Source organism: Tsukamurella paurometabola DSM 20162, assembly GCF_000092225.1.
GTDB classification, from domain to species: domain Bacteria; phylum Actinomycetota; class Actinomycetes; order Mycobacteriales; family Mycobacteriaceae; genus Tsukamurella; species Tsukamurella paurometabola.
The window spans coordinates 494,366-521,079 of record NC_014158.1 but is presented as its reverse complement, the minus strand read 5'-3'; the positions used below and the strand labels follow the sequence as shown (position 1 = coordinate 521,079).

Annotated in this window: 26 protein-coding genes; 9 read left to right on the top strand and 17 right to left on the bottom strand. The window is 68.7% G+C overall.

What is annotated here, in order from left to right:
• Positions 1-45 precede the first annotated feature (45 nt).
• A complete protein-coding gene (locus tag TPAU_RS02420) occupies positions 46-1,194 on the top strand; it encodes an FAD-binding oxidoreductase (RefSeq protein WP_013125175.1) in 1,149 nt (382 codons plus the stop codon).
• A gap of 7 nt (positions 1,195-1,201) precedes the next feature.
• Here the strand turns inward: TPAU_RS02420 and TPAU_RS02415 are convergent, their stop codons facing one another.
• The 7 genes from TPAU_RS02415 to TPAU_RS02385 form a co-directional block, all read right to left on the bottom strand.
• The gene (locus tag TPAU_RS02415) at positions 1,202-1,963 is read right to left on the bottom strand and encodes a S1/P1 nuclease (protein WP_013125174.1); all 762 of its coding nucleotides are present in this window, start codon (positions 1,961-1,963) and stop codon (positions 1,202-1,204) included.
• A gap of 54 nt (positions 1,964-2,017) precedes the next feature.
• The gene (locus TPAU_RS02410) at positions 2,018-2,278 is read right to left on the bottom strand and encodes a hypothetical protein (RefSeq protein ID WP_013125173.1); all 261 of its coding nucleotides are present in this window, start codon (positions 2,276-2,278) and stop codon (positions 2,018-2,020) included.
• Between the two features lie 21 nt (positions 2,279-2,299).
• Complete coding sequence (locus tag TPAU_RS02405; protein WP_013125172.1) at positions 2,300-2,698, bottom strand: heat shock protein transcriptional repressor HspR; 399 nt, start codon at positions 2,696-2,698, stop codon at positions 2,300-2,302.
• Positions 2,698-3,900, bottom strand: coding sequence for a molecular chaperone DnaJ (gene dnaJ, locus TPAU_RS02400; protein WP_013125171.1), 1,203 nt, complete (start codon positions 3,898-3,900; stop codon positions 2,698-2,700). Before dnaJ ends, TPAU_RS02405 begins: the two co-directional genes overlap by 1 nt.
• A 16-nt stretch (positions 3,901-3,916) precedes the next feature.
• Entirely contained in the window at positions 3,917-4,516 is a 600-nt protein-coding gene (gene grpE / locus TPAU_RS02395) for a nucleotide exchange factor GrpE (RefSeq protein WP_013125170.1), read from the bottom strand.
• Positions 4,516-6,357, bottom strand: a complete 1,842-nt coding sequence (dnaK, locus tag TPAU_RS02390; RefSeq protein WP_013125169.1) for a molecular chaperone DnaK — start codon at positions 6,355-6,357, stop codon at positions 4,516-4,518. Before dnaK ends, grpE begins: the two co-directional genes overlap by 1 nt.
• A gap of 581 nt (positions 6,358-6,938) precedes the next feature.
• Entirely contained in the window at positions 6,939-8,984 is a 2,046-nt protein-coding gene (locus TPAU_RS02385) for a heavy metal translocating P-type ATPase (RefSeq protein ID WP_013125168.1), read from the bottom strand.
• A gap of 124 nt (positions 8,985-9,108) precedes the next feature.
• Between TPAU_RS02385 and crtI the strand changes: the two genes are divergently transcribed.
• Complete coding sequence (gene crtI, locus TPAU_RS02380; RefSeq protein ID WP_013125167.1) at positions 9,109-10,590, top strand: phytoene desaturase family protein; 1,482 nt, start codon at positions 9,109-9,111, stop codon at positions 10,588-10,590.
• A 7-nt stretch (positions 10,591-10,597) separates the two neighbouring features.
• On the opposite strand, the gene TPAU_RS02375 is transcribed toward crtI, so the two are convergent.
• A complete protein-coding gene (locus tag TPAU_RS02375) occupies positions 10,598-13,090 on the bottom strand; it encodes a polynucleotide kinase-phosphatase (protein WP_013125166.1) in 2,493 nt (830 codons plus the stop codon).
• On the bottom strand, positions 13,083-14,480 hold the full coding sequence (locus TPAU_RS02370; protein ID WP_041944627.1) for a 3' terminal RNA ribose 2'-O-methyltransferase Hen1: 1,398 nt from the start codon (positions 14,478-14,480) through the stop codon (positions 13,083-13,085). Before TPAU_RS02370 ends, TPAU_RS02375 begins: the two co-directional genes overlap by 8 nt.
• Before the next feature lie 83 nt (positions 14,481-14,563).
• Between TPAU_RS02370 and TPAU_RS02365 the strand changes: the two genes are divergently transcribed.
• A complete protein-coding gene (locus TPAU_RS02365) occupies positions 14,564-15,346 on the top strand; it encodes a nucleotidyltransferase domain-containing protein (RefSeq protein ID WP_013125164.1) in 783 nt (260 codons plus the stop codon).
• Between the two features lie 3 nt (positions 15,347-15,349).
• Here TPAU_RS02365 and TPAU_RS02360 read toward each other — a convergent pair whose 3' ends face one another.
• Both TPAU_RS02360 and TPAU_RS02355 read right to left on the bottom strand, forming a co-directional pair.
• The gene (locus tag TPAU_RS02360) at positions 15,350-15,826 is read right to left on the bottom strand and encodes an SRPBCC family protein (RefSeq protein WP_013125163.1); all 477 of its coding nucleotides are present in this window, start codon (positions 15,824-15,826) and stop codon (positions 15,350-15,352) included.
• Positions 15,827-15,829: 3 nt separating this feature from the next.
• Positions 15,830-16,174 carry an ArsR/SmtB family transcription factor gene (locus tag TPAU_RS02355; protein ID WP_013125162.1) on the bottom strand — a complete coding sequence of 115 codons (345 nt, stop codon included), beginning with the start codon at positions 16,172-16,174 and terminating at the stop codon, positions 15,830-15,832.
• Between the two features lie 157 nt (positions 16,175-16,331).
• On the opposite strand from TPAU_RS02355, the gene TPAU_RS02350 reads away from it, so the two are divergent.
• Genes TPAU_RS02350 through TPAU_RS02335 form a run of 4 tightly spaced genes read left to right on the top strand, consistent with a single transcriptional unit; the run spans position 16,332 to position 20,157 of the window.
• Positions 16,332-17,228, top strand: coding sequence for a metal-dependent hydrolase (locus tag TPAU_RS02350; protein ID WP_013125161.1), 897 nt, complete (start codon positions 16,332-16,334; stop codon positions 17,226-17,228).
• Positions 17,225-18,382, top strand: coding sequence for a PDR/VanB family oxidoreductase (locus TPAU_RS02345; protein ID WP_013125160.1), 1,158 nt, complete (start codon positions 17,225-17,227; stop codon positions 18,380-18,382). Before TPAU_RS02350 ends, TPAU_RS02345 begins: the two co-directional genes overlap by 4 nt.
• 9 nt (positions 18,383-18,391) lie before the next feature.
• Positions 18,392-19,288, top strand: coding sequence for an alpha/beta fold hydrolase (locus TPAU_RS02340; RefSeq protein WP_013125159.1), 897 nt, complete (start codon positions 18,392-18,394; stop codon positions 19,286-19,288).
• Positions 19,285-20,157: an alpha/beta fold hydrolase gene (locus TPAU_RS02335; RefSeq protein WP_013125158.1), complete on the top strand. Its 873-nt coding sequence runs from the start codon at positions 19,285-19,287 to the stop codon at positions 20,155-20,157. Before TPAU_RS02340 ends, TPAU_RS02335 begins: the two co-directional genes overlap by 4 nt.
• Before the next feature lie 68 nt (positions 20,158-20,225).
• Here the strand turns inward: TPAU_RS02335 and TPAU_RS02330 are convergent, their stop codons facing one another.
• The 3 genes from TPAU_RS02330 to TPAU_RS02315 all read right to left on the bottom strand — a co-directional run bounded on the left by TPAU_RS02330 (position 20,226) and on the right by TPAU_RS02315 (position 22,460).
• Positions 20,226-20,567 carry a PadR family transcriptional regulator gene (locus TPAU_RS02330; RefSeq protein WP_013125157.1) on the bottom strand — a complete coding sequence of 114 codons (342 nt, stop codon included), beginning with the start codon at positions 20,565-20,567 and terminating at the stop codon, positions 20,226-20,228.
• Positions 20,564-21,574 carry a hypothetical protein gene (locus TPAU_RS02325; protein ID WP_013125156.1) on the bottom strand — a complete coding sequence of 337 codons (1,011 nt, stop codon included), beginning with the start codon at positions 21,572-21,574 and terminating at the stop codon, positions 20,564-20,566. Before TPAU_RS02325 ends, TPAU_RS02330 begins: the two co-directional genes overlap by 4 nt.
• 76 nt (positions 21,575-21,650) lie before the next feature.
• Positions 21,651-22,460, bottom strand: coding sequence for a phytoene/squalene synthase family protein (locus TPAU_RS02315; RefSeq protein ID WP_013125155.1), 810 nt, complete (start codon positions 22,458-22,460; stop codon positions 21,651-21,653).
• 133 nt (positions 22,461-22,593) lie between these two features.
• Here TPAU_RS02315 and TPAU_RS02310 point away from each other — a divergent pair, with 133 nt between their 5' ends.
• Together TPAU_RS02310 and TPAU_RS02305 are read left to right on the top strand one after the other, a co-directional pair.
• Complete coding sequence (locus tag TPAU_RS02310) at positions 22,594-23,598, top strand: DUF6670 family protein (protein ID WP_115330003.1); 1,005 nt, start codon at positions 22,594-22,596, stop codon at positions 23,596-23,598.
• Positions 23,599-23,628: 30 nt separating this feature from the next.
• The gene (locus TPAU_RS02305; protein WP_013125153.1) at positions 23,629-24,498 is read left to right on the top strand and encodes an exodeoxyribonuclease III; all 870 of its coding nucleotides are present in this window, start codon (positions 23,629-23,631) and stop codon (positions 24,496-24,498) included.
• Between the two features lie 18 nt (positions 24,499-24,516).
• Here TPAU_RS02305 and TPAU_RS02300 read toward each other — a convergent pair whose 3' ends face one another.
• From TPAU_RS02300 to TPAU_RS02290, 3 genes are all read right to left on the bottom strand, one after another.
• A complete protein-coding gene (locus TPAU_RS02300) occupies positions 24,517-25,011 on the bottom strand; it encodes an FBP domain-containing protein (protein WP_013125152.1) in 495 nt (164 codons plus the stop codon).
• A 227-nt stretch (positions 25,012-25,238) separates the two neighbouring features.
• Positions 25,239-26,249: an SRPBCC family protein gene (locus TPAU_RS22215; RefSeq protein WP_160160292.1), complete on the bottom strand. Its 1,011-nt coding sequence runs from the start codon at positions 26,247-26,249 to the stop codon at positions 25,239-25,241.
• Positions 26,250-26,368: 119 nt separating this feature from the next.
• Positions 26,369-26,698 (bottom strand): hypothetical protein, encoded by a 330-nt coding sequence (locus TPAU_RS02290; protein ID WP_013125150.1) that lies wholly within the window; start codon positions 26,696-26,698, stop codon positions 26,369-26,371.
• Positions 26,699-26,714: the final 16 nt, after the last annotated feature.

The following is a 26,714-nucleotide window of genomic DNA, read 5'->3' as shown; positions in this document are numbered from 1 at the left end:
ATGGTCCGGTCCGAACAACGATCGAGGTGCAGGAGCGTAGGGCTTGTGGGATCGCATTCGCGGCACGGTCTGACCCAGATCGCAGCCGACTTGCGACCGGTCTCGGACGATTTCACCAAACGCCTGTTCGCGCGGCTGTTCGCGCTCGATCCATCGCTGCGCGAGCTGTTCCCGGCCAGCATGTCCTCGCATCGCGAGGTGTTCTTCCGGGTGCTCGACCACGTCTTCTCCGCGATCCCCGAGGCCGACGAGCACGACGAACTGATCGAATTCCTCGCGCAACTGGGCCGCGACCACCGCAAGTACGGTCTCACCGAAGCGCACTACACCACGATGGCCACCGCCCTGTCGGCCGAGGTGCGAGCGCTGTATCAGCCGCACGGTGGTCTGGATGCCGAGGACTCCGCCGTACTCGACCAGGCCGTGCAGATGATGACGGGTGTGATGCGCGGTGGAGCGCACTCCGACCCGACGCCCGCCCGCCGCAGCGCCGAGGTGGTCGAAGTGCTGCGGCCGCACCCCGGGCTCACCGTCGTCCGGCTGATCGCCGAGCAGCCGCTCCTGTTCCGCCCCGGCCAGTACGTGGAAACGCAGATTCCTCAGGTTCCTCGGCAGTGGCGCCCGTTCTCCCTGGCGATGCCGCCGAACACCCAGGGGCAGATGGAGTTCCATGTTCGCGCGGTGCCGGGTGGCGATCTGTCGAGCACCATTCACTCCGAAACCCGGCCCGGTGACCGGTGGCAGTTCGGACAGGTTCACGGACTGATGCGGGCCGACGGTGCGCGGCCGGTCACGCTGATCGCCGGCGGTACCGGGCTCGCGCCGATGAAGTCGATCCTGCTGGCCATGGCTGCCAGCGCGCACAATCCCGAGACTCACCTGGTGATGGGCGCGCGGTCGCCGGGCCAGCTGTACGACGCCGAATCGCTGGCGATGTTGGCGGCCACCAATCCGTGGCTGCGGATCACCCAGGTGACCGATGCTCGCCGCGATCCGTGGTGGCTCACGACGCCCGCACCGCCGGCCCGCGGGCTACCGCTGCGGCACGGCTCGGTGGTGGAGGCGATGCGCGCCCTCGATCTGCGCGGGCACCGGGTCCTGATCGCTGGCCCCGCCGGCCTGGTGCATGCCGCGCGGAACACGGCGCTCAGCGCCGGCGCGGAACCGGATCAGGTTCTGCACGACCCGATCTGAACCGGTTTCAGCCCAGAGTGTCGGTGAGCAGGCGGCCGAGCCGCTCCCCCGCGAGTCGCAGTTGCGCCTCGGCGACCGGCCGGTACTTCGCGGTGTAGTCCGCGCCGATCACCGACGACGAGGGGTAGGCACCGACGGCGATCCGGCAACTCTCCTGCGCCCACTGCGCCGGGTCGGTGGACCCCGGCTGTGGCGCGGGCAACGCGGCGACACGCGCGGCGCTGCTGCCGTCGAGCAGGCCCGAGTCCCACACCGCGTGCAGATTGGTCGACCTGCCGTTGTAGGTGAGCTTGACGCTGTTGCCGCCGCGGTCCTTGGCGTAGCCGGTGTGCATGGGCTGCTCGATGTCGCCGACGAAGTGCACCAGGAACTTCAGGGCGTCGCGGCGCTGGTCGGCGGGCTTGGCCTTATCGGCGAGGATCGCGCTCTGGTTGCGGATCGTCTCGATCACATTGGCACCACCGGAGCCGTTGATCTCGGGCGCGTAGACGCAGTCGTTCTCCGCGATATTGACGAAATGCCAGGGCGCGGTGGCGGCACCGTCGGGAGTGGATCGATACTCATCGGCCCAGGAAGCGACGCCGGCGAGGGTCGGATTAGGCTCGCCCTGCAGCAGTTTCGCGACCTCGGCGGATGCGGTGGGACTGAGCCTGGCGGCAGCGACGTCGCCGACGATGCCGTGACCTTCGACGCCCCATGCGGAGGCCGGGGCGATGGAGACGAACGTCAGGGCGGTGGCGGTGGCCAGAACCGACGCGATTCGTTTCATATCTTAACTATCAGGGCAGCGGCGGGTGACCGCAACCCGAGCGTCATCAGATCCTCATACGGGCCAGGCGTCGAGGCGCTCCCACGCGCCGAAGTGCGGCGGTTCGCCGCAGGAGACGACGAGACCCGCGTCGCTCACCAGCGAACGCGGGTCGTAGTCGTCGATGAAGTACAGCGCCGCCGGGTCGACGGTCGCCTCATCGGGTACCTCCCCATCGATGATCGCGAGCCGGAATCCGGCGCCGTCATCGGTGGGGTGATGCCGCACTGTGGTCCGGCCGCCGTCGGTGCGACGGAAGACGATGCGCTCGCTCATGAGAGCGATGCTGCCACCGATTCAGTCGCGGCGCCGGGTGCGCGGCTGCCAGACCACGAGGGCGCTGGACTTGGGCACGTGCACCAGTTCTGCGCCGGAGCGGTGCGCGGCGTCCACCTGCGCAGTGAGCTCCTGGACCCGGCGCTGCAGGGCGTCGACCTGGTTGGTCAGATCGATGATCCGTTTGATGCCGGCAAGGTTCACGCCCTCGTCCTGCGAGAGCCGCTGCACCTCGCGCAGGAGGTCCACGTCCCGGGTGGAGTAGCGCCGACCCCCGCCCGCCGACCGCTCGGGCTTGACGAGCCCGAGGCGGTCGTACGTGCGGAGCGTCTGCGCATGCATCCCGGCCAACTGTGCGGCCACCGAGATCATGAACACGTGGGCGTCCGGATCGTCAGGAATCTCCGGCGGGCGGGTCATCAGGCACCTGCCCAACCGCTCCGCGGATCGAACCCGGAGGCCTTCTCCGCTTCCGCGTAGGTGCGCAGCGCCGCCTGTGCCGCCTCGTCGAGCGAGCCGGGCACTGAGACCTGGACCTTGACCAGAAGGTCACCGTGTCCGCCGGACCGCTTCGGCACACCGCGGCCACGTACCCGGAGGGTCCGCCCATCGGTGGTCCCGGCCGGGATCTTCACGCCCACGGGCTGTCCGAGCGTCGGCACCGTCACCGTGGACCCCAGCGCCAGCTCGGAGAAGCTGACCGGGAGGGTGACGAGCAGATCGTCGCCCGAGCGGGTGAAGACGTCGTCCGCCTTCACGTGCACGACCACGAACAGGTCGCCCGACGGTGCGCCGCGCATCCCCGCCTGCCCCTGGCCGGCCAAGCGGATGCGCTGGCCGTCCTTGACGCCGGGCGGGATCTTCACGTTCACCGTGCGGGTGCGCACGGTGACGCCGGTGCCGCTGCAGTCGGTGCAGGGATCGTCGATCACCGATCCGGTGCCACGGCAGTCCGGGCACGGTTCGGAGAAGCTGAACGCACCCTGATTCCGGCTCACCAGACCGGACCCGTTGCAGGACTGGCACACCCGCGGACTGGTGCCCGGCTTGGCGCCGGAACCGTGGCAGGTGGTGCACGGCGACGGGGAGGTCAGCGTGATCGGGGTGGTGACCCCGAGCGTGGCATCGCGGAAACCGAGCGTGATCTCCGATTCCAGATCGTTGCCGCGCCGCGGCCGTGAGGGCTGCGGGCCGGAACCCGAAGCACCGCCCGGAGCACCGCCGCCGCGGTTGAACAATCCCTCGAAGATGTCCCCGAAACCGCCCCCGCCGCCGCCGGTGGCGCCGTCGAAGATGTCCGAGAACGAGAAACCGCCCGTACCGCCACCCGTGTTACCGAAGCCTCCGGTGCCGAAACCGCCACCGTTCGAGCCGAATCGACCGCCGCCGAACAAGCGGCGAGTCTCGTCGTACTCCTTGCGCTTGGCAGGATCGGACAGCACCGAGTTGGCCTCGGAGACGCGCTTGAAGCGCTCCTCCGCCTTCGCATCCCCCGGATTGCGGTCCGGATGCAGCTCGGCCGCGAGCTTGCGGTAGGCCTTCTTGATGTCGTCCTGGCTGGCGTCGGAGCTGACGCCCAGCTCGCGGTAGAAGTCCTGTTCAACCCATTCCCGCTGGGTCACCGGGCATCACCTCCTTCTAGGACTCGTCCTGATCGGCGTCGGTCGCGCCCTGGCCGGATGCATCCGGCTCGGGGCGATCGACCACGGCGACCATCGCGTTGCGGATCACCTTGCCATCGATCTGATAACCCTGCCGCAGTACCGCCCCCAGAACGGGGTCGGCACCGTCGCCCTCGTGCTGAACGGCCTCGTGGATCGACGGATCGAACTCGTCGCCCTCGGCGCCGAACGGCGCGAGACCGAGACCACTGAGGACACCGTCGAGCTTGTCGGACACGGACTTGAGCGGTCCGGCCTCGAGATCGCCGTGGCTGCGTGCGCGGTCGAGATCGTCGAGCACCACCAGCAGTTCGGCCACCACTGCCGCCTTACCCGCAGCGCGGGCGTCCACCACATCGCGCGCGGTGCGCTTGCGGTAGTTGGCGTACTCGGCGGTCACGCGCTGCAGATCGGCGGTCAGCTCGGCGACCTCGTCCGACGGTGCGTCGGTGCTGCCGGCCTCATCGGCCGCAGCCGCGGCGGAATCCTCCGCCGCGGCCGTGACAGTCCCTGCCTCGACCCCCTCAGCCTCCGTGTTCACCTCTTCCGGATCCACCGGATTCTCGGGGGTCGTCATTACTTCGCGTCCTTCGGATCCTCGTCGACGACCTCGGCATCGACGACACCGTCATCCGCCTGCGCGGCCTGTTCGGCGCCCTCCGCCTGAGCCTCGGCACCGGCCTGCGCGTACAGCGCCTGGCCCAGAGCCTGCGACTCGGTCGACAGCTTCTCGACGGCGGCCTTCACGGCGGCGATATCGGTGCCCTGCAGGGCCTCGTTCGCCTCCTTGATGGCGGCCTCGACCTTCTCCTTGTTCTCGGCCGGAACCTTATCGGCGTTCTCGGACAGGAACTTCTCGGTCTGGTTGACCAGCGACTCGGCCTGGTTGCGGGTCTCCGCCTCCTCGCGGCGAGCCTTGTCCTCCGAGGCATGCGCCTCGGCGTCCTTGATCATCCGGTCGATCTCCTCCTGCGACAGACCACTGCCGTCGGAGATCTTGATCGTGTTCTCCTTGCCGGTGCCCTTGTCCTTCGCGGTCACGTGCACGATGCCGTTGGCATCGATGTCGAAGGTGACCTCGATCTGGGGCACGCCGCGCGGGGCCGGCGCGATGCCGGTCAGCTCGAAGCTGCCGAGCAGCTTGTTGTGCGCGGCGATCTCACGCTCGCCCTGGAAGACCTGGATCTGCACCGACGGCTGGTTGTCGTCGGCCGTGGTGAAGGTCTCGGACCGCTTGGTGGGGATGGTGGTGTTGCGCTCGATGAGCTTGGTCATCACGCCGCCCTTGGTCTCGATGCCCAGGCTCAGCGGGGTCACATCGAGCAGCAGCACGTCCTTGACCTCGCCGCGCAGCACGCCGGCCTGCAGGGCGGCGCCCACGGCGACGACCTCGTCGGGGTTCACGCCCTTGTTGGGCTCCTGACCACCGGTGAGCTCCTTGACCAGGTCGGTCACGGCGGGCATACGGGTGGAACCACCCACGAGCACCACGTGGTCGATATCGCCCACGGAGATCCCGGCGTCCTTGATCACGGCCTGGAAGGGGCTGCGGGTGCGCTCCAGCAGATCACTGGTGATCTTCTGGAACTCGCTGCGGCTGAGGTTCTCGTCGAGGAACAGCGGGTTCTTGTCGGCGTCCACCGTGATGTACGGCAGGTTGATCGACGTGCTCTGACCCGAGCTCAGCTCGATCTTCGCCTTCTCCGCGGCCTCACGCAGACGCTGCATGGCCATCTTGTCCTTGGTCAGGTCGATGCCGTGCTGCGCCTTGAACTTCTCGACGAGCCAGTCGACGATGCGCTGATCCCAGTCGTCACCACCGAGGTTGTTGTCGCCCGAGGTCGCGCGGACCTCGACGACACCGTCGCCGATCTCCAGCAGCGAGACGTCGAAGGTACCGCCACCGAGGTCGAAGACCAGGATGGTCTGCTCCTTCTCGCCCTTGTCGAGGCCGTACGCCAGAGCGGCGGCGGTCGGCTCGTTGACGATGCGGAGCACGTTGAGGCCGGCGATCTGGCCGGCTTCCTTGGTGGCCTGGCGCTGCGCGTCGTTGAAGTACGCGGGGACGGTGACGACGGCGTCGGTCACGTCCTCACCGAGGTAGGCCTCGGCGTCGCGCTTGAGCTTCATCAGCGTGCGAGCGCTGATCTCCTGGCTGGTGTAATCCTTGTCGTCGATCTTCTGCGACCAGTCGGTGCCGATGTGGCGCTTGACCGAGCGGATGGTGCGGTCGACGTTGGTGACGGCCTGGTTCTTGGCGGGCTGGCCCACCAGGACCTCGCCGTTGCGTGCGAAGGCGACCACCGACGGGGTGGTCCGCGAGCCCTCGGCATTAGCGATCACGACCGGGTCGCCGCCCTCGAGGACTGCGACGCACGAGTTGGTGGTGCCGAGGTCGATGCCTACTGCACGTCCCATTCTTGCCTCCTAATTTCCGGCCGGTTCGCGGCCGATGGGTTTCGATTGCCTGCTCGTTAGACTTCAGCGCCCCCGGCTCAAGGGGCGAACTCTTCCGTTCTACCCCATTGAGCGCAGGCCGCTCAAGTCCTACGTGATGTCCAACGAGTGGCATCCGGATGTTGTTCCCGATTCGGGAAAAAAGTTGAGTCGAGTTCGCGCAAGTCTGTGTCGGTGACGTTTCCCCAGGCCAGCCGTGACCGACACCACTGGCAGCCGAGGCCGGAAACGCCAGCCGCGGCCGATGATGCGATCCGCGGCCGGATAACGGCAGCGGGTGGAGGTTCCGGCAGGGAGAACGGCGTCGGTCAGGTGCACCGTCGTCCCCCGCGCCGCACCGTCTCCCCTACTTGCCGTTTCCTCCCTTACGGCACGCACGTCCCCCGATGGGGGACGGAACGCGGCGGCCGCGGAAGGGCGCGGCGCGGGGGACGGGTGTAGAAGTCGGCAGAGCGATGTACCTGCACGCGCAGCTCACCTGAGCCCGGACGAACGTGATCCCCGATGCCCACAGACACCGGGGATCACGCTCCCTCACCGGATCAGGCGGCTGCGGGCACCTTCTCCGGACGCGCCTCGTGCTCGACGCCGTCATGCTCCTTGCCCACGTCGAAGCGGAGCAGCCGCAGTGCGTTGGCGACAACGATCAGGGTCGACCCCTCGTGGATGAACACCACCGGGCCCATCGGCATCCCGAGGAAGGTCACGATGATCAGGAAGACCACGATGCCCAGCGAGGCGATCAGGTTCTGCCGGATGATCCGGCTGGTCTGCCGGCTCAGCCGCACCGCGAAGGGCAGCCGACCCAGGTCGTCACTCATCAGCGCGACATCCGCGGTCTCCAGAGCGACGGCGGAACCGGCTGCGCCCATGGCGATCCCGACATCGGCCTGGGCCATCGCGGGCGCGTCGTTGACGCCGTCGCCCACCATGGCGCACCGTCGACCGCTGGTACCGGCGGGCTCCTCCTTGCTCCCCGACATGTCGCGGATCTGGGTGACCTTGTCCTCGGGCAGCAGTCCGCCAAGAGCACGGTCGACGCCCACCTCCTTGCCGACGGCGTCGGCCACCTGCTGGTGATCGCCGGAGATCATCACGATGTCGGTCATGCCCGATTCGCGCAGCCGATCGAGCACCTCGCCGGCCTCACGGCGCGGAGTGTCCATCACGCCGATGACGCCGAGGAAGCGGCCGCCGCGGCGCACGATCATCAGTGTGCGACCCGCCGCCTGCAGGCGGTCGATATCGGCGGCGACCTCGTCGAGGGCGATATCGGCGTCGGTGAACAGTCGCGCGTTGCCGATCTCCACCGCGTCACCATCGATGGTGGCGCGCACGCCGCGTCCGGTCACGGACTGCAGATCGGTCGCGGTGAGCACGGTCGAGGTGCGGTTCGCGATGCCATCGGTGACGGCGGCGGCGAGGGGGTGGTCGGAGAGCTTCTCGACGGCCAGGGTGGTGGCGAGCAGATCGTCGAGGTCGACGCCGGGTGCCGCGACGGTGTCGGTGACCTGCGGCTCGCCCCAGGTGAGCGTGCCGGTCTTGTCGAAGGCGATCGACGAGACCCGGCCCAGCGTCTCGAGCGGTGCACCGCCCTTGATCAGCACGCCGGCGCGGGCCGCGCGGGCCACTCCGGCGAGCACCGCCGACGGGGTGGCGAGCGCCAGGGCGCACGGGCTCGCGGCGACGAGTACGGCCATCGCGAGGTAGAAGGCGTCGGTGAACGGGTTACCCAGGGCGAAGTAGCCCACCAGGAAGACGCCGATCACGAAGGCGATCACGGCCGGCACGTAGATGCGCTGGAACTTGTCGAGGAAGCGCTGCGTGGGCGATTTCGCCTGGTCGGTGGAGGCGACCAGCTCGACCACCTTGCTCAGCGTGGAGTCCTTGGCGAGTGCGGTGGCCTGCACCACCAGGGCGCCGGAGCCGTTGACGGTGCCCGCGAAGACGCGGTGCTCGGCAGGCACATTGGTAGGGCGAGCGGCCGCGGCGGCGGGGCTGCCCACGGGCTCCTTCTCGACCGGCATCGATTCGCCGGTCACCGCGCTCTGGTCGATGGCGGAACGGCCGTCGACGACGAAGCCGTCGGCGCTGACCCGCGCGTTGGGCCGGATCAGCACGAGATCGCCGACCTCCAGATCGTCGACCGACTTCTCGGCGAACTCCCCGGACAGGTTCGACGGTCCGCCCGTATGCACGAGCGCGGTGCGCGGCGCGAGCTCAGCGAGAGCTTCGATCGACTTCGAGGCGCGCGCGAGGGCGTACTCCTCCAGCGCGTGACCGAGGCTGAACAGGAACAGCAGGACCGCGCCCTCGGCGAAGCGGCCGATGGAAGCGGCGCCGATCGCCGCGACCAGCATGAGGAAATCGACCTCGAACTTGCCGTTGAGGGTCGACTGGATGGCGGAACGGATGGTGAAGTAGCCGCCGAAGAAGTAGGTGGCGAGGAAGAAGAAGGTGGCGACGGACGGCTGGTCCAGTGCGTATTCGGCGATCATGCCGCTGACATAGGTGACGCCCGAGGCGATGGCGAAGCCGATCTCCCAGCGCGCCGAATGGCCGGAGTCGTGGTCGTGTTCTGCGCTCATGGGGATGAGCGTATGTTACATATGCATGAATTGCAATATGTCGTTGGATCCGGTCCGCGAGGAGCGTGTTCCTCGTCCCCGACCGCACGCCGTCCGAACGGCGCGCACTACCTAGACTCACCTGGTGCACATCGGGATCATCGGGGCGGGACTTGCGGGGCTCTCGGCGGCGCTGCATCTGACCGGCGCCGGGCATCGGGTCACCGTCGTCGAGCGCGACGAGCAGCCGGGCGGCCGGGCCGGGACCACGACCGCGCGAAGCGCGGACGGTCGCGCCCACCTCGTCGACCCCGGGGCCAGTGTGCTGACGATGCCCGAGCTGGTCTTCGACGCCCTCACCGCCGGCGGGCTGACCCGGGCAGACGCGGAGTCGGAACTCGACCTGCTGCCCGTGCGCCCCGCCTACGCGGGCCGCTTCCCCGCACTGCCCGGGCACGACAGACCGAGCGTGCTGCACGTACCCGATGACATCGACACACCGGAGCACTTCGCCTGGCAGCGAGCGATGTTCGACGCAGCCTATCCCCGGTTCATCGCGGGCGATGCGGCGCTGCGCTCCTATGCCAATCCGCGCGATCTCGCGGCGCTAGGCCGGATCATTCGCCTCGGCGCACTGAATTCGATGCAGCGCGAGGTGGATCGGCGAGTCGGAGACGAACGGGCGCGCCGCATGCTCACTTTCCAGGCGCTGTACGCCGGAGTCTCGCCCACCGCCGCACGCGCGGTATACGCGGTGATCTCACACATGGATGTGGGCCTGGGCGTCTGGTACCCGCGTGCCGGCATGGGCCGGATCACGGAGGTGATGGCGGAACAGGTGCGACGGGCGGGCGGCACGGTACTTCTCGGCCATGAGGTGCTCGGTCTGGACGGCCGACGGGGCCGGGTCACCGGTTTGCGGGCCCGCTCGGGCTCAGCGGGCGGGCCGGAACGAACCGAGCGCCTTGCCTTCGACGCCGTGGTCGTCACCGCCGACGCGCCCGTCGCGGACCGGTTACTGGCCCCGCTGGGCGCCCGACCCCCGCGCCGCCGGGTGCGACTGTCACCCTCGGCGGTGGTGGCACATCTGGTGGTGGATCCGGATCTGCAGCAGCACTGGCCGACACAAGCCCATCACACCCTGGACTTCGGAGCGGCATGGGAGCGGACCTTCGCGGAGATCACGGCGACGCGCGGTCGAGGCCGATTGATGAGCGATCCGTCGTTCCTGATCACCCGTCCGGCGATCACCACCGGCGAGTCCGGCCCCGTCTCCGTGCTCGCACCGTGTCCGAATCTCGAATCAGCACCGCTGGATTGGGATTCGATCGGTGACGAGTACGTGCACGGTGTCCTCGGCGCGCTCGCGGCGCGCGGCTACCGCGGGATCGACCGCGCCGAGGTGCTGCGCATCGATACCCCCGCCGACTGGGCCCGGCAGGGTCTTTCGGCGGGCACGCCGTTCGCGGCGGCGCACACGCTCACCCAGACCGGGCCGCTGCGGCGGCCGCAGCGGGTCCCGGGGATCGGCAACGCCGTGCTCGCCGGATCACTCACACATCCCGGCGTCGGCGTGCCGCCCGCACTGATCTCCGGGCGGCTCGCCGCCGAGGCGGTCACCGGATAGCGGCGGATCAGAGCCGGGGATCGACCGGCTCGGAGTCCTGCGCGAGCACCGCGAACACGGACTGGTGCACCCGCCACAACGGCTCCCCCGCAACGAACGACGCCAGCGCATCCATCCCGAGGGCGTGCTCCGCAAGGGCCATCTTCCGCTTGCGGCCCAGGTTCCGGTCCCGCAGCACATCGAGCGAGTCGACGTAGTCCGGACCGTAGATGATCCGCAGGTAGTCGCGACCACGGACCTTCAAACCCGGCTGCACCTTTCGCCCGGTCGCACCGAGGGGCTTGACCACCATTCCCTCTCCGCCTGCGTCGGTGAGCCCTGTCCACCACCGCTCCGCGGCGGCACGGTCGGCCTCCGACGAGAGATCCACGATGCGGTGCCGGGTATGAGTGAGGAACGGATCCTCCAGTGCGCCCATGAGATCCAGGTGCCATTCGTGTGATTCGGTCGCCAGGACCCGGCCTTCGGCGGCGAGTACCTGGAAGGGCGCCACCGTGACACCGTCGAGGCCATCGATCGGACGGCAGTACGCGGCGTAGGCGTCGCGGAAGGCCACCGCGTTCACCTGCCGGCGGACCGTTCGTGCGCGCAGTCCCGCAACGTCGAGCCCACGCGCCGCGGCGGCGTCGAGCCCCGCGAGCGCAACCGGCAACGCTTCTCGCGCAGCCGCGCCCACCGACGCGTACTGATCCACGATCAGTCCCTCCGCTTTGGCGGACCAGGGCAGGATCTCGCAGTCCAGTGCGAGCCATTCGGTGTCCAGCCGATCGAAGAGCGGTGCCACGGCGCCGCGGATGCGGTCGACGAGCGACGCGGAGTCTTCGACGAAAGACCGCCCGGTGCGGGTGTACACCGCCCCACTGCTCCCATCGGCCACACCGAAACGCCAGGCCGCGACGTCGGCGTCGCGAGCGATCACGGCGATCGCGCGGGATCCCATGTGCTTCTCCTCGCAGATCACCCGCTCCACACCCCAGCCCGCGAAGTCGTCGAACGCGCACACCGGGTGCTCCAGATAGTCCTCGTGGCGCGATACCGACGCCGGAGACATCGTGGGCGGCAGATAGATCAGCCAGCGCGGGTCGACTGCGAACCGGCTCATCACCTCCAGCGCCGCCGCAGCACCCTCCGCGTCGACCTTGACGCGACCGCCCGTGCGGGTCGACAGCCACCGGGTTCCGGCGACGTCGTCGTACCGGAGTACTGAGCCGGCACGGTCGTCGCTCTGCTCCACCTGCTCCGGGCGGGCCGGCTCGTACCACTGGGATTGCGCCGGAACCGAGACGATCTCGCGTTCGGGGTAGCGGAGCCCGGTCAGCGCACCACCGAATACCGCACCGGTGTCGATGCACAGGGTGTTGTTGAGCCACTGTGGCTCGGTGACCGGGGTGTGCCCGTACACCACCGCTGCGGAACCGCGATAGTCCCGCGCCCACGGATACCGGACCGGCAGCCCGAACTCGTCCGTTTCCCCGGTGGTGTCGCCGTAGAGCGCGAACGCACGGACCCGCCGCGAGGCGCGGCCCTGGTACTCCTGCTTCAGACCCGCGTGTGCCACGACGAGCCGCCCACGGTCGAGGACGTAGTGGCTGAGCAGACCGTCCATGAAGCGGGTGGCGGCGGTGCGGAACTCCTCGGTCTCGGCGGCCAGCTGGTCGAGTGATTCCTGGAGGCCGTGCGCCACGGTGACCCGGTTGCCCTTGAGCGCACGCACCAGCTTGGCCTCGTGATTACCACTGACGCACAAGGCAGTTCCCGCGTCGACCATGCCCATGACCAGGCGCAGCACCGCCGGGGTGTCCGGTCCGCGGTCCACGAGATCCCCCACGAAGACGGCGGTGCGGCCGTCCGGGTGCTCGGCGCCGTCTGCCCGCACCGTCCATCCGAGCTCGGTGAGCAGCGTGCGCAGCTCCGCGGCGCAGCCGTGGACGTCGCCGATCACGTCGAACGGTCCGGTGAGTTCGGTACGGTCGTTCCACGGCCGCTCGCGGGTGATCTCGACGGCGGCGACCTCGTCGGGCGTGTGCAGCGTGTGCACCCGTCGGAAGCCCTCCTTCTTGATCCCCCTGAGCGACTTGCGCATCTCGCGGCCCTGCCGGGTCACGACCTGCGAGCCGAAGTTCCGGTCCGGGCGCTGCCGGTTGCGCTCCACTGCGATCTCGTCGGGCAGGTCGAACACGATCGCGTCGACGAGGACATCATGGTCACGGGCCAACTGGACCAGCGACGCCCGGGCGGGGCGCTGCACATTCGTGGCGTCGACGACGGTGAGCAATCCCCGGCGCAACCGGATGCCGACCAGGTGGTGCAGCAGGTCGAAGGCGTCCGGGGTTGCCGACTGGTCGTTCTCATCGTCGGCCACGAGGCCTCGGCAGACATCACTGGAGACCACCTCGGTCGCGCGGAAGTGCTCGCGCGCGAACGTGGACTTGCCGCTGCCGGAGGCGCCGACCAGCAGGATGAGGCCACGCGCGGGCACCGCGACGGTGGTATCAGGCATCGGCGGACTCCTTCCTCGTGAAGATCGCCATCTGGGTGGGGGTTCCCCGGTCGGGATCGGCTTCACCGATCCCCTCGTGCCGCACGGCGTAGCCGTACCGTTCGGCTATTGCGGTGGACCATCGGATGAACTCGGTGCGGTCCCACTCGAACCGATGATCGGTGTGCCGCATCCCCACGAGATCCGGGTAGAGCACGTTGTACTCACTGTTGGGCGTGGTGACGATGACGGTGCCGGGGCGAGCACCACCGAAGACCACGTGTTCGAGCGCGCCGAGCCGCGACGGGTCGACGTGCTCGATGACCTCCATCAGCACGGCGGCGTCGTATCCCGACAGTCGCTCGTCCTCGTACGTGAGCGCGGCCTGGAACAGGTCGATGCGCTCGCGCTGCCGCTCCGTCATGTCGTCGAGATGCAGGCGCTGGGCGGCGCGCTGCAACGATCGGGTGGAGACATCGCAGCCCGCGACCCGTTCGATGCCGCGGGTGGCGAGCAGCCGCTCGACGAACTGGCCGGGCCCGCAGCCGAGATCGATCACCGTGCTCGCCCCGCTCTCGACGATCACCCGGTGCACCGCATCGTGCCGAAGTGCGTTGAGCGGCTTAGCCGGAGCGATGTCAACGGCCTCGTCGACCTCGGCCGCGGCGGGGCCGGCGTCGTCGAGCGCGGCGAGCCGGTCGAGCGCCTCGGCGGCGAGTCCGGGCCCTCGGCCGAGGTACCGGCGGGTGATCAGCTCGCGGTCCGGATGGGATGCCAGCCAGCCCTCGCCGGAGCGGAGCAACTTGTCGACCTCGTCGGGTCCCTGCCAGTAGTGCTTGGACTCATCGAGCACCGGGAGCAGCACGTACAGGTGATTGATCGCCTCCGCCAGGCGCATCCTGCCGGTGAGGCGCAACCGCACGTACCGCGACTGGCCCCACTCGGGGAAGCCCCCGTCGAGCTCGATCGGTGTCGCGTCGACATCCCAGCCGAGCGGGGCGAATACCCGCTCAGCGACCTCGGCGCCACCGCGGCAGGGCAGCACCGGAATCTCGATCTGCAGCGGAATCGCTGTGTCCGCCAGCTCCTGTCGGCTTCCGGCCCGCCCGTGTCGCGCGCTGCGGAAGACATCGGCGAGAGCCGCGGCGAGCAGTGAGGATGCGGCGTACGGCCGGTCGTTGACGTACTGCCCGAGGGAGAAATCGGGACTGGCGCGGCGCCGCTTGGCCAGCTGGATCGGATCGACCTCGAGCAGCAGCGCGGCCGTGCACCGGTCCGGGCCGGCCTCCGGGTAGAACACGGTGGCCACGCCGAAGGGCTGGCGGAACTCCTGCACCCGGTCGGGATGCTTGTGCAGGAGATACCCCAGTTCGGTCGCGGGCGCATACGTGGTCGAGATGGTCAGGTACACCCGGTCAGTCTGCACGACAGCGGACGACACTCCAATCGAAATTCAGTGGAGCGAACGCAACGGGGTGTCGTACTTTCCTCGGCATGTCTGATCGGAAGAACGTCGAATACGGCGACCGCGATGTGGCGCTGCGGGACGAGATCCTGCGCTCCGTCGTGGGTTCCGGCGTACACGGCATCGCGATCGCGGGCACGGACGACCACGACGAGCTGGGCGTGTACCTGGAGCCGCCGGCGTCGTTGCTCGGTGTGCGGCAGCCGCGCGCCGACTACATCTGGCGCACCCGGCCCGAGGGCGTGCGCAGCGGGCCGGGCGACACCGACCTGGTGCTGTACAGCCTGCGCAAGTATCTGCGGCTGGCCGTCAAGGGCAATCCGACGGTCCTGTTGCCGCTGTACGCACCGGACGAGTCGCTGGTGAAGGTCACCGAGCTCGGCCGGTCACTGCGGGAGTTGCGGTCGGCGTTCCTCTCACGGCAGTCGGTGGAGCGGTTCCTGGGGTACATGCACTCACAGCACCAGCGGATGCTCGGCCGCGCCAGCGGCGTGCCGAACCGGCCGGAGCTGGTGGCGCGATACGGCTGGGACGTCAAGTACGGCAGCCACGCGCTGCGCCTGGCCTACCAGGGGCATGAGATCGCGTCGGCGGGCACGCTCACGCTGCCGCTGGTTCCGCAGCAGCGTGAACGGGTGCTCGCCGTGAAGCGCGGCGAGGTTGCGCGCGAGGAGGTCTCGGCCGAGATCGCCGAGCTGGAAGGCGCGGTGCGTGCCGTGCTCGACGGCGACTGCCCACTGCCCGAGCACGCCGACATCGCGCGGATCGATGCCTGGGCGATCGCCGCGCAGCGCTCGTTCTGGGGCTGGTGAACGTCAGACAGCGGCGAGCAGGGCGTCGATCTGGTTCATCGCCTCGGTCATCCCCATCTCCAACACGCGATCCAGCTGTTCGAGTGACCGGTGGGCCGCAGTGAGGTTCATCCGCGTGACATCGCCCGTCCGGGTGAGCACGACCGTGTTCGTGGAGTAGTCCTCGGGATCGACGGGCTCGCCGTCCTCCCCCGCGAAGCCGTCCCGGAATACGAAGGTCGACGGGGCGTCGGTCGCGACCGTCTCCCACCAGCCTCCGGCCTTCGTGCCGTCCGGGCCGGTCATGTAGTACCGAGACTGGCCGCCCGGTGTGAGTTCGTGGCGGACGAATGTGGCCGGCCAGGTGGGCGGGCCCCACCACTTCTCCAATAGGCGCGGGTCCTCCCACAGCTGCCACACCCGCTCCGGGGAGGTGGCGAACTCGGCGACCAGGTCGAAGGTCAGCGCCTCACGATCACTCGTGGTGGACAGAACGGGCATCTCTCACTCCTTCATCGAGGGCTCGTCGAGCAACGCGTCCATGCGCGCGACCCGTCCGCGCCACAGGTCCTCATAGGCGCGCAGCAGGCGCTGCGCGCGCTGAACGGCCGTGATGTCCGGGCGGACCAGGGCTTCGCGGCCGCGTCGCAGCTTCGTGACCAGACCCGCCTTCTCCAGCGCGGCCACATGCTTCTGTACGGCGGCGAAGCTCATCTCGTATCCCCGAGCCAGCTCGGAGACCGATCGCTCCCGGTCGATCACCTGCGCCAGGATGTCGCGGCGCGTGCGGTCGGCGAGCGCGTGGAAGAGGCGGTCGACCTCGTCCGGTGCCAGTTCATCTACAACCATCAGGTTGTAGATTAGCGGTGCGCAGGGGTGTGTTCAAGGAAACATCCGGCAATGTCGGAATTGATAGATTCGCGGCTGGACTCTCTCACTCGAACTGGTACCGTTTTCTCGACAGTTGGGTGTTGAATGTCAAGACACCCGCGGAAGGAAGGCAGCGATGAGCTCCCGAGCAACGGCGCACGAGCACGAGCCCGCCGAGGTCGAGATCCACGCCCGGAACGTCACCTTCGACTGGGAGAACACCCCGCTCGAATGGATCCCCGGCGAGCCCGTGGCCAGCGACATCATCAGCAGCATCCTGCACTCCGTGCTCCCCGAGGGCGAGCGGTGGTTCTGCGAGGTCTACAACGAGGCGCTCCCGTACGTGAAGGACGAGAACCTCGCCCGCACCATGCGCGGCTTCATCGGCCAGGAGGCCATGCACGCCGAGTCGCACGACCGCGCGCTCAGCGAATACCTCGCGCGCTGCGGCATCGACACCACGCCCGTGGCCCGGCAGTTCGAGTACATCTTCCGCAAGATCCTCGCGCCGCGCACTTACCGCTCGGACCGCGCCCAGTACAACGACATGGTGCAGCGCCTGTGGCTGATCGCGGCCGTCGAGCACTACACCGCCATCCTCGGAGTGTTCGCGCTCAACAACGACTGGGACAAGTACGGCGTCGATCCCACGATGGCCGACATCTGTCGCTGGCACGGCGCAGAGGAGGTCGAGCACCGCAGCGTCGCGCACGATGTGGCGAACTACTTCGACCCCAGCTACTTCCACCGCTGCCGCGCCATGATCGTGGGCGTGGTGTTCCTGGTACTCGCGCTGCACCGCACGTCGGGTTACATGCTCCGCAAGGATCCGAACTTCAGCTACTCGTACCCGCGACTGTGGTGGGAGTACCTCAGGGGCTCGCGCAAGAACATCCTTCCCAAGCTCCGCGACGTCATCAAGTTCACGCTGATCTACTTCAAGCCCAGCTTCGACCCCGCCTCGATCGGCTCGACGGCGCAGGCCGTGGCCTACCTCGCCACGTCGCCGGCGGCCCGGGCGGCGAACGGATGACCGGCGCCGGCATCGATCCGACGAAGGGCCGCAAGTCCCCGTCGGTCTTCCGACCCTGGGGTGAGCCCGTCACCGAAGTTCCTCCCCATCTCTACGGCCGATGGAAGCGGGATCCCCTCCTGCGCTTCGCCAATGCGTTCTTCAGCACCACCATCCCCGCGTTCGCGCACCTGATGAAGCCGCGCGATCTCGCCGAGCCCGACACCTCGCGCCAGTTGCGGGTGATCGGCCGCGAGATCGTCGCGCACGATAAGGACGTCGTCGCGCTCACGCTGGAATCGGCCGACGGTACGCCTCTGCCCCGCTGGACGCCGGGAGCACACCTCGACCTCCTGCTCCCTTCCGGCCGCATGCGCGAGTACTCGCTGTGCGGCGATCCCGCGGACGCCGACACGTACCGGATCGCGGTGCGCCGCATACCGACCGGTGGCGGCGGCTCGGTGGAGGTGCACGAGACGCTGCACCTCGGTTCCACGGTCACCGTCAAGGGGCCGCGCAACGGCATGCCGATGGCCGTGCCCGGTCACGGCTCCGCGGCGCAGCATCTGCGATTCGTGGCCGGCGGCATCGGCATCACGCCCATCCTTCCGATGATGATCGCCGCCGAGCGGCTCGGTCTCGACTGGTCGATGCTGTACACCGGCCGATCGACCGACACCATCCCGTTCATCAGCGAGGTGGCGAAGTTCGGCGACAAGGTGGAGATCCGCACCGACGATGTGCACGGGATCCCCACCGCCGATGTCCTGATCGGCGACACCCCTGGACCCACCGCGCTGTACTCGTGCGGCCCGATCCCCATGCTCGAGGCGCTGCGCATCGGGCTGATCGGCCGCACCGATGTGGAGCTGCATTACGAGCGCTTCTCGGCTCCGCCCGTGGTCGATGGGAAGCCTTTCACCGCAACACTGTCCGAGACCGGCACCACCGTCGATGTGGGAGCCGAGGAGACGCTGCTCGCAGCGGTGCTCAAGGCCCGGCCCGATGCCCCGTACTCGTGCCGTCAGGGGTTCTGTGGAACCTGCCGGGTGACGGTGACCGAAGGCACCGTCGACCACCGGGACCAGACCTTGACACCGTACGAGCGGGAACAGGGGCAGATGCTCACCTGCGTCTCCCGCGCCGCCGGCGATCACCTCACCATCGACCTCTAGAAGGCACCCATGACTGATCAGACCCGCTTCGACGTGCCCACCTCGGATGGGCTCACGCTCGCCGGATTCCGTTACGGGGAGCACGATCCCGCGTTGCCCACGGTGCTGGCGATCCACGGCTACCCCGACAATCACCACGTCTGGGACGGCGTTGCGGCGGCCTTGGCCGGGCGCGCCAACGTGTACACCTACGACGTCCGCGGCGCGGGCGACTCCGAGGCGCCCGCGGGCAAGGCGGGCTACCGCTTCGACCGGCTCATCTCCGACGTCTCCAAGGTGATCGACGCCGTGCGCGAGCAATCCGGCGACCGGTCGAAGGTGCACCTGCTGGGCCACGACTGGGGCTCGATCCAGGGCTGGCACGCGGTGGTCGACCCCGCCGTGGCCGATAAGACGGCGAGCTACACCTCGATCTCCGGCCCCAACCTGAACCATGCGGGCGAATATCTCAAAGGTGCACGGCGATTCGCGGACGTGCCCGCGCGGCTGCGCCAGGCGGCGGGCTCCACCTACATCCCGTTCTTCCTCGCCCCCGGACTGGCAGATGCGCTCTACCGCCGCGGCTGGGGCCAGAAATTGATCGAGACGCTGGAGAAGCGCGGCACCGGCGGGCGCACCGCGGAGGGCTACGAGCGCTCGGACCGCGATTTCACCAATGGGTTGAACCTGTACCGGGCCAACATGCCCGGGCCTTTCCTCAAGCCCGCCGCCGCGGACACCACCGTGCCAGTGCAGGTGGTCACGCCCGAGGGCGATCTCTTCGTCACCCGCCCGGTGCAGCTGGCCGGCCTCACACACTCCCCGAAGTCGCGCGATGTCTCGGTGCCCGGCGGACACTGGGTGGTGGCACAGAACCCTTCTCCCGTCGCCGATGTGACCTTCGAGTGGATCGAGGCGAACCGATGATCTCCACCATCGCCGTCAACGGACGCTGGGCGCGGGTACGCGCCGAGGGCGACGAGTCCAAGCCGACCGTCCTCCTGCTGCACGGCATCACCCGCAGCCTGGAGGACTGGGATCCCCAGTTCGAGTCCCTGTCCGGGGATTTCCGTCTCATCGCCACCGACCTCCCCGGCTACGGCTGGTCGGCACCGCACCCCGACGGTGCGGGATTGCCGGCGCTGGCGCGCGGCGTGGGTGAGACGCTGGACGCGTTGAAAGTGACGGGACCCGTTCACGTGGTGGGTAACTCGCTCGGTGGGGCGGTGACCATGACACTGCTGACGCAGCGCCCGGAGCAGGTCGCGACGATCACCCTGGTCGATTCCGCGGGCTTCGGCAAGGAGGTCACTCCGCTGTTGCGCCTGCTGGGCCTGCCGCTGATCGGCAAGTTGATGGCGACCACCCCGAGTCGGCTGTCCGCGATCATCCAGGAACGACTGATCTTCGCGGACAAGTCCTTCGCGACCCGTGCTCGCATCGATCATGCGATGAAGATCGCACGGGAGACCGATGCCGGCCTCACCACGTGGCGCACCGCCGATTCACTCGGCTCCGTGCTCGGGGGCGTCCAGCAGGAGTGGCGCGACGAGCTCCAGGCCACGATCGCGAAGACACCGCGGCCCACGATGGTGCTCTGGGGCGATCGGGACAAGATCCTGCCGCCGAAGCACCTGAGCGCCGCTCGCGCCTTGATCCCGCACGCGGAGGGGCACCTCATCCCCGGCGTCGGTCACATGCCGCAGCTGGAGTGCGCTCCCGAATTCGACGCCCTGCTCACTGATTTCCTCGAGCGGAACGCGACCCCCGAGCTCCACCCCGCCGCCTCGCAGTAACGCCCCCTCCCGACTTAACAGCGTTAGCCCACATCGCTTCCTGGGCCGACGCCTGCGTCGAGTGCTTGCTACCTACGGGTAGACGGGGTGGTGGCCGCCGCACCGAGCTGCGCCGCCGCCGTGGTGAACGTGCGCCAGTCCTCCCGGAGGGTCGCGAGCTGCGTGCGACCGGTCGCGGTCAGCTCGTAGACCTTGCGGGCGGGGCCGGATTCGCTCTGCTCCCAGGTCGCGACGATCGCACCCTCATTCTCGAGTTTCACCAGGGCGGGATACAGCTGCGCGCCCTTGATCGGGTGCAGGCCGACGTCGACGAGCGCCGCGGAGATCCCGTAGCCGTGCCGCGGCGCCGACTCGAGGACGCCGAGGATCAACAGCGGGAGGGTCGCTCGCTGCCAGGCGGCGACGCTCATGCCCCGGCCTTCCGCGGCCGCGATCGCCAGGACTTCAGCGCCGTCGGCGCGTACAGGAACACCACCGCGATCGGCGCGAGCACGCCCCAGGACGGGCCGTCGCCGATCAGTGAAGTGATCGCACCGAACAGGACGAGGAAGGCGAACACCGCAAACGCCGCCGCCTTCCACGTCCACCGGCGGCGATCCGCTGCCGAGTCGTCGTTCGCGAGCCGCCGGGCGAGCGCGACGGGATCGCCGTACTCCTCGGTCGCGGTGCTCACATCGGGAAGGTCGGCACGTAGCGACCGCACGTGCTCGTCGATCACGTCGGCGGATACCCACCTGCTGCGCAACACATCTCGGAATCGCATGAACCATTGATCATCGGTGTACTCCTCCGCCTGCCGCGGTTCGTTCGACACGAATCGCGCAACCACCAGCGCGACGATTCCCGGTGCGAGTATCGCCGGGACCGCGATCCACGATGGGAGGCCGGCGACGAGCACATCCGCCCGATTCGGCCACGAGACCTGCGATGCGGCGAAGAGGGCTGCCGCCACCGCCGTCAGCCCCAGTGCCATAGCCCGGCGCGGATAGCCCTCGGCCGCCGCCGACCAGGCGGCGCCGCCCGCGAACAGGGCGATGACGATCCCGGCCATCAGCGCCACGGTGCCCACGGTGACGTCGACCCGCGCGCCACCGACCATCGGCACCAGGATCGCCGCGGGGACACCCACGGTCAGATAGGCCACCCCCATCGCGTCGATGCCGTCCTGTCGGCCGCCGCCCAGCAGCGGCGCGGGCGGTGGCTCCGAGGAGCGAATATCGGCGCCGTCGGCGGCCGCCGCTTCATCCGGATCACCGAACAGTTCGGCGGCGGGCAGTCCGGCCGATTCGACGGCGGCGATCAGTTCGGCCTGCCGCGCCTCGCTCGCCTCGTACGAGACGTCCTGCTTCACGGCGAGGCACAGGATGTAGCGCGCCGCCCACCGCCGGTCGCGCTCGGGCCAATCGTCCAGCGCCATTCCACCACCCTATCTAGATACGATTTGTATCTAGATATAGCAGGCGCGAACCTCCGGGACAAGAGGGGACCGCGGGTCAGCGGACGCCGCGGACCACCGCGAGCAGCTTCGAGGCCGCGGGGACGCGGACACGACCGGCGCGGGCACCGTCGAGCCCGGCGGCCTCCAGCCGGTGCAGCAGAGCGGAATACAGGTCGGCGGCGGCGCGCACGCCGCGCCGCACATCACCTGGGAGTCGGGCGATGCCCCGTCGGGCCTGTTCCAGGTCCTCGCGAGCGTCCGCGAGCGCGGCCGCATAGGCGTCGGGCGTCAGCTCGGGGAGGTAGGCGCGGCCCAGGCGCAGTTCGTCATCGGTGAGGTCACGCAGGAAGTTGATCTTCTGGAACGCCGCGCCCAGGCGTTTCGCGTCGGATGCGAGCGCTTCGTAGTCCGACGGCGCCGCCCCGTGGAGGTAGGCGCGCAGGCACATCAACCCGACTACTTCCGCGGAACCGTAGATGTATTGCGCCAGCGATTCGGCCGTATGCGGCGCGGGGGTGAGGTCGGCGCGCATCGAAGCGAAGAACGGGCGCGTGAGCTCGGTGCCGAATCCGGTTGCGCGCGCGGTATTCGCGAAGGCGTGCACCACCAGGTCGGTGCTGAAACCAGTCTCGATCGCGCGCTCCGTGGCCACCTCCAGTGCATCGAGATGTGCGCGCGGATCGACCGGACAGGCACCGTCGACCACCTCATCCGCGACGCGCACGAGCCCGTAGATCGATGTGATGTGCGAGCGTACACGGCGCGGCATCATCCGGCTGGCCAGCGAGAACGATGTCGAGTACTGGCGGATCACGACCGCGGAGGCCGCAACGGCCGCGGCCGTGTACCGCTCGGTGGAATCCATGCCTCCATCCTCCCCGATGCGTCCTTGACGTTCACGCCACGCCAACGATAGATTTGGCGAGATATCTATCAGATCAGGGGACTCGCACGTGCCGCACACGCTCTCCACCCTCGCTGCCACACTCGGCACCGCCCTGTTCTCAGCCACCGATTCCGGACGTCTCGCCGCCTCGCGAACGCCTTTCGCTCACCACGACGTGATGGTTCCGCACACCGATTCCCGGCTGTGGGGCACGACGCATTTCGGCGTTTTCGTTCCGGATCTGCCTGCGCCGCATCGGTACGTGAACACGATGACGCTGATCGGCGCCCCGGGAGCGGAGGTCTTCGATCAGGACTATCTCGCAGCGCCGGATGCCCGTAACACCACCACGGTGTTGTCGTCGACCGCCAAGGACGACCAGCACTTCTACCGGGCCTACGACGCGAGCACGGACTGCGACTTCGCGCCCGACGGCTCGTCGCTGCACTGGGGCGACGAGCTGACGATCACCGTCGACCTACCGACTGTAACGGTGCGCGGACGCTACCCGGGCTTCGACGTCGACCTCACCCTGCAGGTCACCGATCAGGTCTCCTACTTCGTGAAAACCCCTCTGTACGATCACTTCAGCCTCGCTGCGCCGTACACCGGCACCGTCGACGGGGTGCAGGTCTCCGGTCTCGGCACCTTCGAGTACGCCCGCATCCGCGGTATGGCGCAGGCACTCACACCGCGCCCCGTGCCCGCACCGCTGAAGCTGCCGATCGACTTCTTCACATACCAGATCATCGACGTCGACCCGTCGACGCAGCTGCTGCTCACCGACGTGCGCGCCCGCGAGAACGTGGCGTGCCGGCTGCTGCACGTGCGGCGCCTGGGCGAGCCGGCGCAGGTGTACGACGATGTGGCACTGCACGTGACCGAGTGGGAGTCCCGCGTCGACGAGCAAGGCCGCTCGATGCGGGTGCCGAACCGGTTCACCTGGGCCGTCTGCGAGGGCCGCGACCGGGTCCTGGAGATCGATTGCGTGGTCGACTCGCCGTGGCGCTACGGGCACGGCCCCGGTTACGTGGCGGCCTACAGCTACGCGGGCACGTTCGAGTCGAAGCCGGTGCGCGGCAGCGCCTACATCGAGTGGATCGACGTCCGCCCCTGACCTGTCGGCGGCGCCCGATACGGTGGAGTCATGCGCGTCGCCACCTGGAATGTGAACTCGGTCAAACAGCGGCACGGCCGCCTGCTGGAATGGCTCGATTCGCGGCAGCCCGATGTGGTGTGCCTGCAGGAACTCAAGCTCACCGATGACGCCTTCGCCACGCTGATCGGCCCCGACCTGACCGAGCGCGGGTACGAGTTCGCCACCGCGGGCCAGCCGCAGTGGAACGGCTCGGCGGTGTTGTCGCGGGTGGGGCTCGACGACGTGGTGGTCGGCATCCCGGGTGCACCCGCGTTCGACGGCACCGTCGAGGGACGGGCGATCTCGGCGGTCTGCGCCGGTATCCGCGTGCACTCGCTGTACACACCGAACGGTCGTGAGGTGGGCTCCGACCATTACGCGTACAAGTTGGAATGGTTGGCGGCACTGCGGGATCAGGTCAGCGCCGATTCGGTGCCGCAACTGGTGTGCGGCGATATGAACATCGCGCCCACCGATGAGGACGTCTTCGATCCGGCCGCCTTCGCCGGCCACACCCACGTCACCGAACCGGAGCGCGACGCGCTGCGCGCGCTCGAAGACCTCGGCCTGCGCGATGTGGTGCGCGAGCACTGGCCCACCGACCAAGTCTTCTCGTACTGGGACTACCGGGCCGGCATGTTCAACAAGAACCTCGGTATGCGGATCGACCTGATCCTCGCGAGTGGGCCGGTCGCAGACCGGACCGCGGCGGCATGGATCGATCGGCAGGCCCGCAAGGGTAAGGGCCCGAGTGACCACGCCCCTGTGATGCTCGATCTGGACACGGCGCCCGACGGTGACATCGGGCCGATGGTGCCGCCACCGTCGGCCGGCCGGGTCGCTCCCCGCGGTGCGAAACTGCCCCAGAGCAAGGACTGACGACCCGGCCGCTGCGGGTCACTCCTCGGTGCTGAGCACCTCGGCGACGAAACCGGTAACCCTGCGCCGCAACTCGGCGAGGTTCTGCTCGCGGATGGCATCGAGGTCGGTGGCCTTATGAAAGGCCGGCGGAAGCTTGCGTGCGTTCGCGGCGCAGCTGAAATCCTCGCAGACGAGAACGGCCATGGTATCGCCCTTACGCCCGGCCGGCCCGCCCCGGCGGACCGAGAAGAGGACCGCCTGGCTGGTGATGTTCACATCGCGGCACCACGTGCACATGGCCTTGGCCTTGGGCTTCGCCTCCGCCTGCGTGAACAACAGCGTCACCGGTCCCTCCTCCATCGGGACGCAGACGTAGGCCCGGCGCGCGATCTTGCGGTCGTGCCAGCCGAGGAATTCGAGGCGGTCGAAGCGGATCTCGTCGACATCCTGCGGGAACGTGACCCGCTTGACCTCGCTCTTGGTGGCGCCGCGGAAGGAGTCGAGGATCTGCTGCTGAGTCAGTGCATGCATAATTGAACCTTTGTTTCTAAAAGCCCCGGTCAGATTCGGGGCGGGAGAGTGTAGGCAGAACTGCGCAGCCGGTCCGGTGGATCGGCTGCGGGGCGGGGTCATCTGCCGTGGCGCAGGGCGCCGGACACTCCTCCTCGGTTCATGTCGGCCACTGTACCCGCGCAGCGCTTCGAGCTTCGACATGTTTTCCGGCGCGGCGACCGGTCGGGCTCAGCAGGATCGCACGCCTACCCGAATCGGCGGGCGAGGTCGTTCCAGGTCGCGTCGGGAGCGGTGCCGGTGGGAAACCTGCCGTCGATCTCCAAGATGGCCAGGCCGTGCGCGGCCGCCCACAGCGCCTGGGCGGCATGCGGATCACCTGTCACCTCCACGAACGGAGCACCCGACCAATCCTCGAGTCCCTCGGGAAGCGACGTCCGGTCGAGCGGCCCGACGGTGGCGAGGCGGTACAGGTTCGGATTGGCGCGGGCGACGGCGCGGTAGCGCCCGAGGAGTTCCGCAACGCCGGTCGTAGGCCGCAGTGCCGCACCGGATTCCGCCAGCGCAACCGCGACGAGCGCCGACTTGACCGCGTCCTTGTTGGCGAAGTGCTTGTACAGCGACGGTGCTCGGATGCCGATCTCGTCGGCGAGCACCCGCATCGTCACGGCGTCCCAGCCTTCGCGTTCGAGGAGGTCGCGGGCAGCCCCGGCGATCTGCCGCGCCCGCGGGGTGAGCGCGCTCAGTGGATCGAACTCGTCGGGGATCACCCGGCGATCGTAGCCAGCACCCGGTCGCGGAGCGCACGGTTGGACGCGCCGAAGGCCTCGCCCACATCGATCGACGCGCCGGCCACCGGGACCAGCACGCCACCGGAAGCGCTCCCCCTGCGTGAAGCGGGTACCCGTCGCGGTGGGTTCGAGCCGGAAGTAGTGCTCGCCGTCCAGCAGGCCCGGCACCATGACGCGGCCCACCCAGCGGAACTCGCGGTCCGGGTCGACCCCGAGCACCGTCGGGGAGAAGCGAATGGCGCTGCCGTTGTTGTTCACCTCGACGTCGAGGCGTTCGCCGACCCGGGGCGTGCCGGCGATGGTGCGGACCATCGGATTCCACTCGGGATAGGCGGAGAAGTCCATGAGCACCCGCCACACCGCTTCGGGCGGAGCCGCGATCTCGATGGAGCGCTCGTCCCCTCGCTCCCGGTACATCAGCACGCCGACCAGCGCGACGGTGGCGACGACCCCGATCATCCATTTCATGACAGCCTCCTGGCTAACGTTGTTAGCCATACGGTAGGCGAACACTGTTAGCCGCGCAAGGTCACGTCGCGAAACTGTCGCTCAGGGAGCGAACGCGGACATAGTGCACACGAAAGGCCTCACAGCGACAGTTTCGCGACGCACCAGAGCAGCAACCCCGTGCACGCGAGGATCAACGCCATCACGCCGATCCCAACCAGGCGCGCCCGCCGCGATTCGCCGTAGACGAGCAGATCCCCGGCGACACCCGCTGCCACCAGGCAGACCCCCGACCAGATGAGGCCGAGGAAACCGAGGGCGAGCCCGGCGCCCGGGTCGACCCCCATGCCGCGGGCGTCGGCCTGTACGAACATCAGAGCCCAGGAGCCGAACCCCACGACGCCGCCCGCCACGATGACCGCCAGAACCGCGATCGCACGCCCGACCTCACCCAGTACCCGTCGATTCACACCAGCAGTTTACTGT

Coding starts and splice junctions, on each gene's coding strand:
- TPAU_RS02405 (WP_013125172.1), bottom strand. CDS start 2,698: ATGACCCGCCCGCCGGAGATTCCTGACGATCCGGACGCCCACGTGTTC.
- TPAU_RS02350 (WP_013125161.1), top strand. CDS start 16,332: ATGAGCTCCCGAGCAACGGCGCACGAGCACGAGCCCGCCGAGGTCGAG.
- TPAU_RS22215 (WP_160160292.1), bottom strand. CDS start 26,249: ATGAAATGGATGATCGGGGTCGTCGCCACCGTCGCGCTGGTCGGCGTG.
- TPAU_RS02410 (WP_013125173.1), bottom strand. CDS start 2,278: ATGAGCGAGCGCATCGTCTTCCGTCGCACCGACGGCGGCCGGACCACA.
- TPAU_RS02340 (WP_013125159.1), top strand. CDS start 18,392: ATGACTGATCAGACCCGCTTCGACGTGCCCACCTCGGATGGGCTCACG.
- TPAU_RS02300 (WP_013125152.1), bottom strand. CDS start 25,011: ATGCATGCACTGACTCAGCAGCAGATCCTCGACTCCTTCCGCGGCGCC.
- TPAU_RS02315 (WP_013125155.1), bottom strand. CDS start 22,460: ATGGATTCCACCGAGCGGTACACGGCCGCGGCCGTTGCGGCCTCCGCG.
- TPAU_RS02360 (WP_013125163.1), bottom strand. CDS start 15,826: ATGCCCGTTCTGTCCACCACGAGTGATCGTGAGGCGCTGACCTTCGAC.
- TPAU_RS02305 (WP_013125153.1), top strand. CDS start 23,629: ATGCGCGTCGCCACCTGGAATGTGAACTCGGTCAAACAGCGGCACGGC.
- TPAU_RS02335 (WP_013125158.1), top strand. CDS start 19,285: ATGATCTCCACCATCGCCGTCAACGGACGCTGGGCGCGGGTACGCGCC.
- TPAU_RS02415 (WP_013125174.1), bottom strand. CDS start 1,963: ATGAAACGAATCGCGTCGGTTCTGGCCACCGCCACCGCCCTGACGTTC.
- TPAU_RS02385 (WP_013125168.1), bottom strand. CDS start 8,984: ATGAGCGCAGAACACGACCACGACTCCGGCCATTCGGCGCGCTGGGAG.
- TPAU_RS02345 (WP_013125160.1), top strand. CDS start 17,225: ATGACCGGCGCCGGCATCGATCCGACGAAGGGCCGCAAGTCCCCGTCG.
- grpE (WP_013125170.1), bottom strand. CDS start 4,516: ATGACGACCCCCGAGAATCCGGTGGATCCGGAAGAGGTGAACACGGAG.
- TPAU_RS02365 (WP_013125164.1), top strand. CDS start 14,564: ATGTCTGATCGGAAGAACGTCGAATACGGCGACCGCGATGTGGCGCTG.
- TPAU_RS02375 (WP_013125166.1), bottom strand. CDS start 13,090: ATGCCTGATACCACCGTCGCGGTGCCCGCGCGTGGCCTCATCCTGCTG.
- TPAU_RS02325 (WP_013125156.1), bottom strand. CDS start 21,574: ATGGCGCTGGACGATTGGCCCGAGCGCGACCGGCGGTGGGCGGCGCGC.
- TPAU_RS02330 (WP_013125157.1), bottom strand. CDS start 20,567: ATGAGCGTCGCCGCCTGGCAGCGAGCGACCCTCCCGCTGTTGATCCTC.
- TPAU_RS02355 (WP_013125162.1), bottom strand. CDS start 16,174: ATGGTTGTAGATGAACTGGCACCGGACGAGGTCGACCGCCTCTTCCAC.
- dnaK (WP_013125169.1), bottom strand. CDS start 6,357: ATGGGACGTGCAGTAGGCATCGACCTCGGCACCACCAACTCGTGCGTC.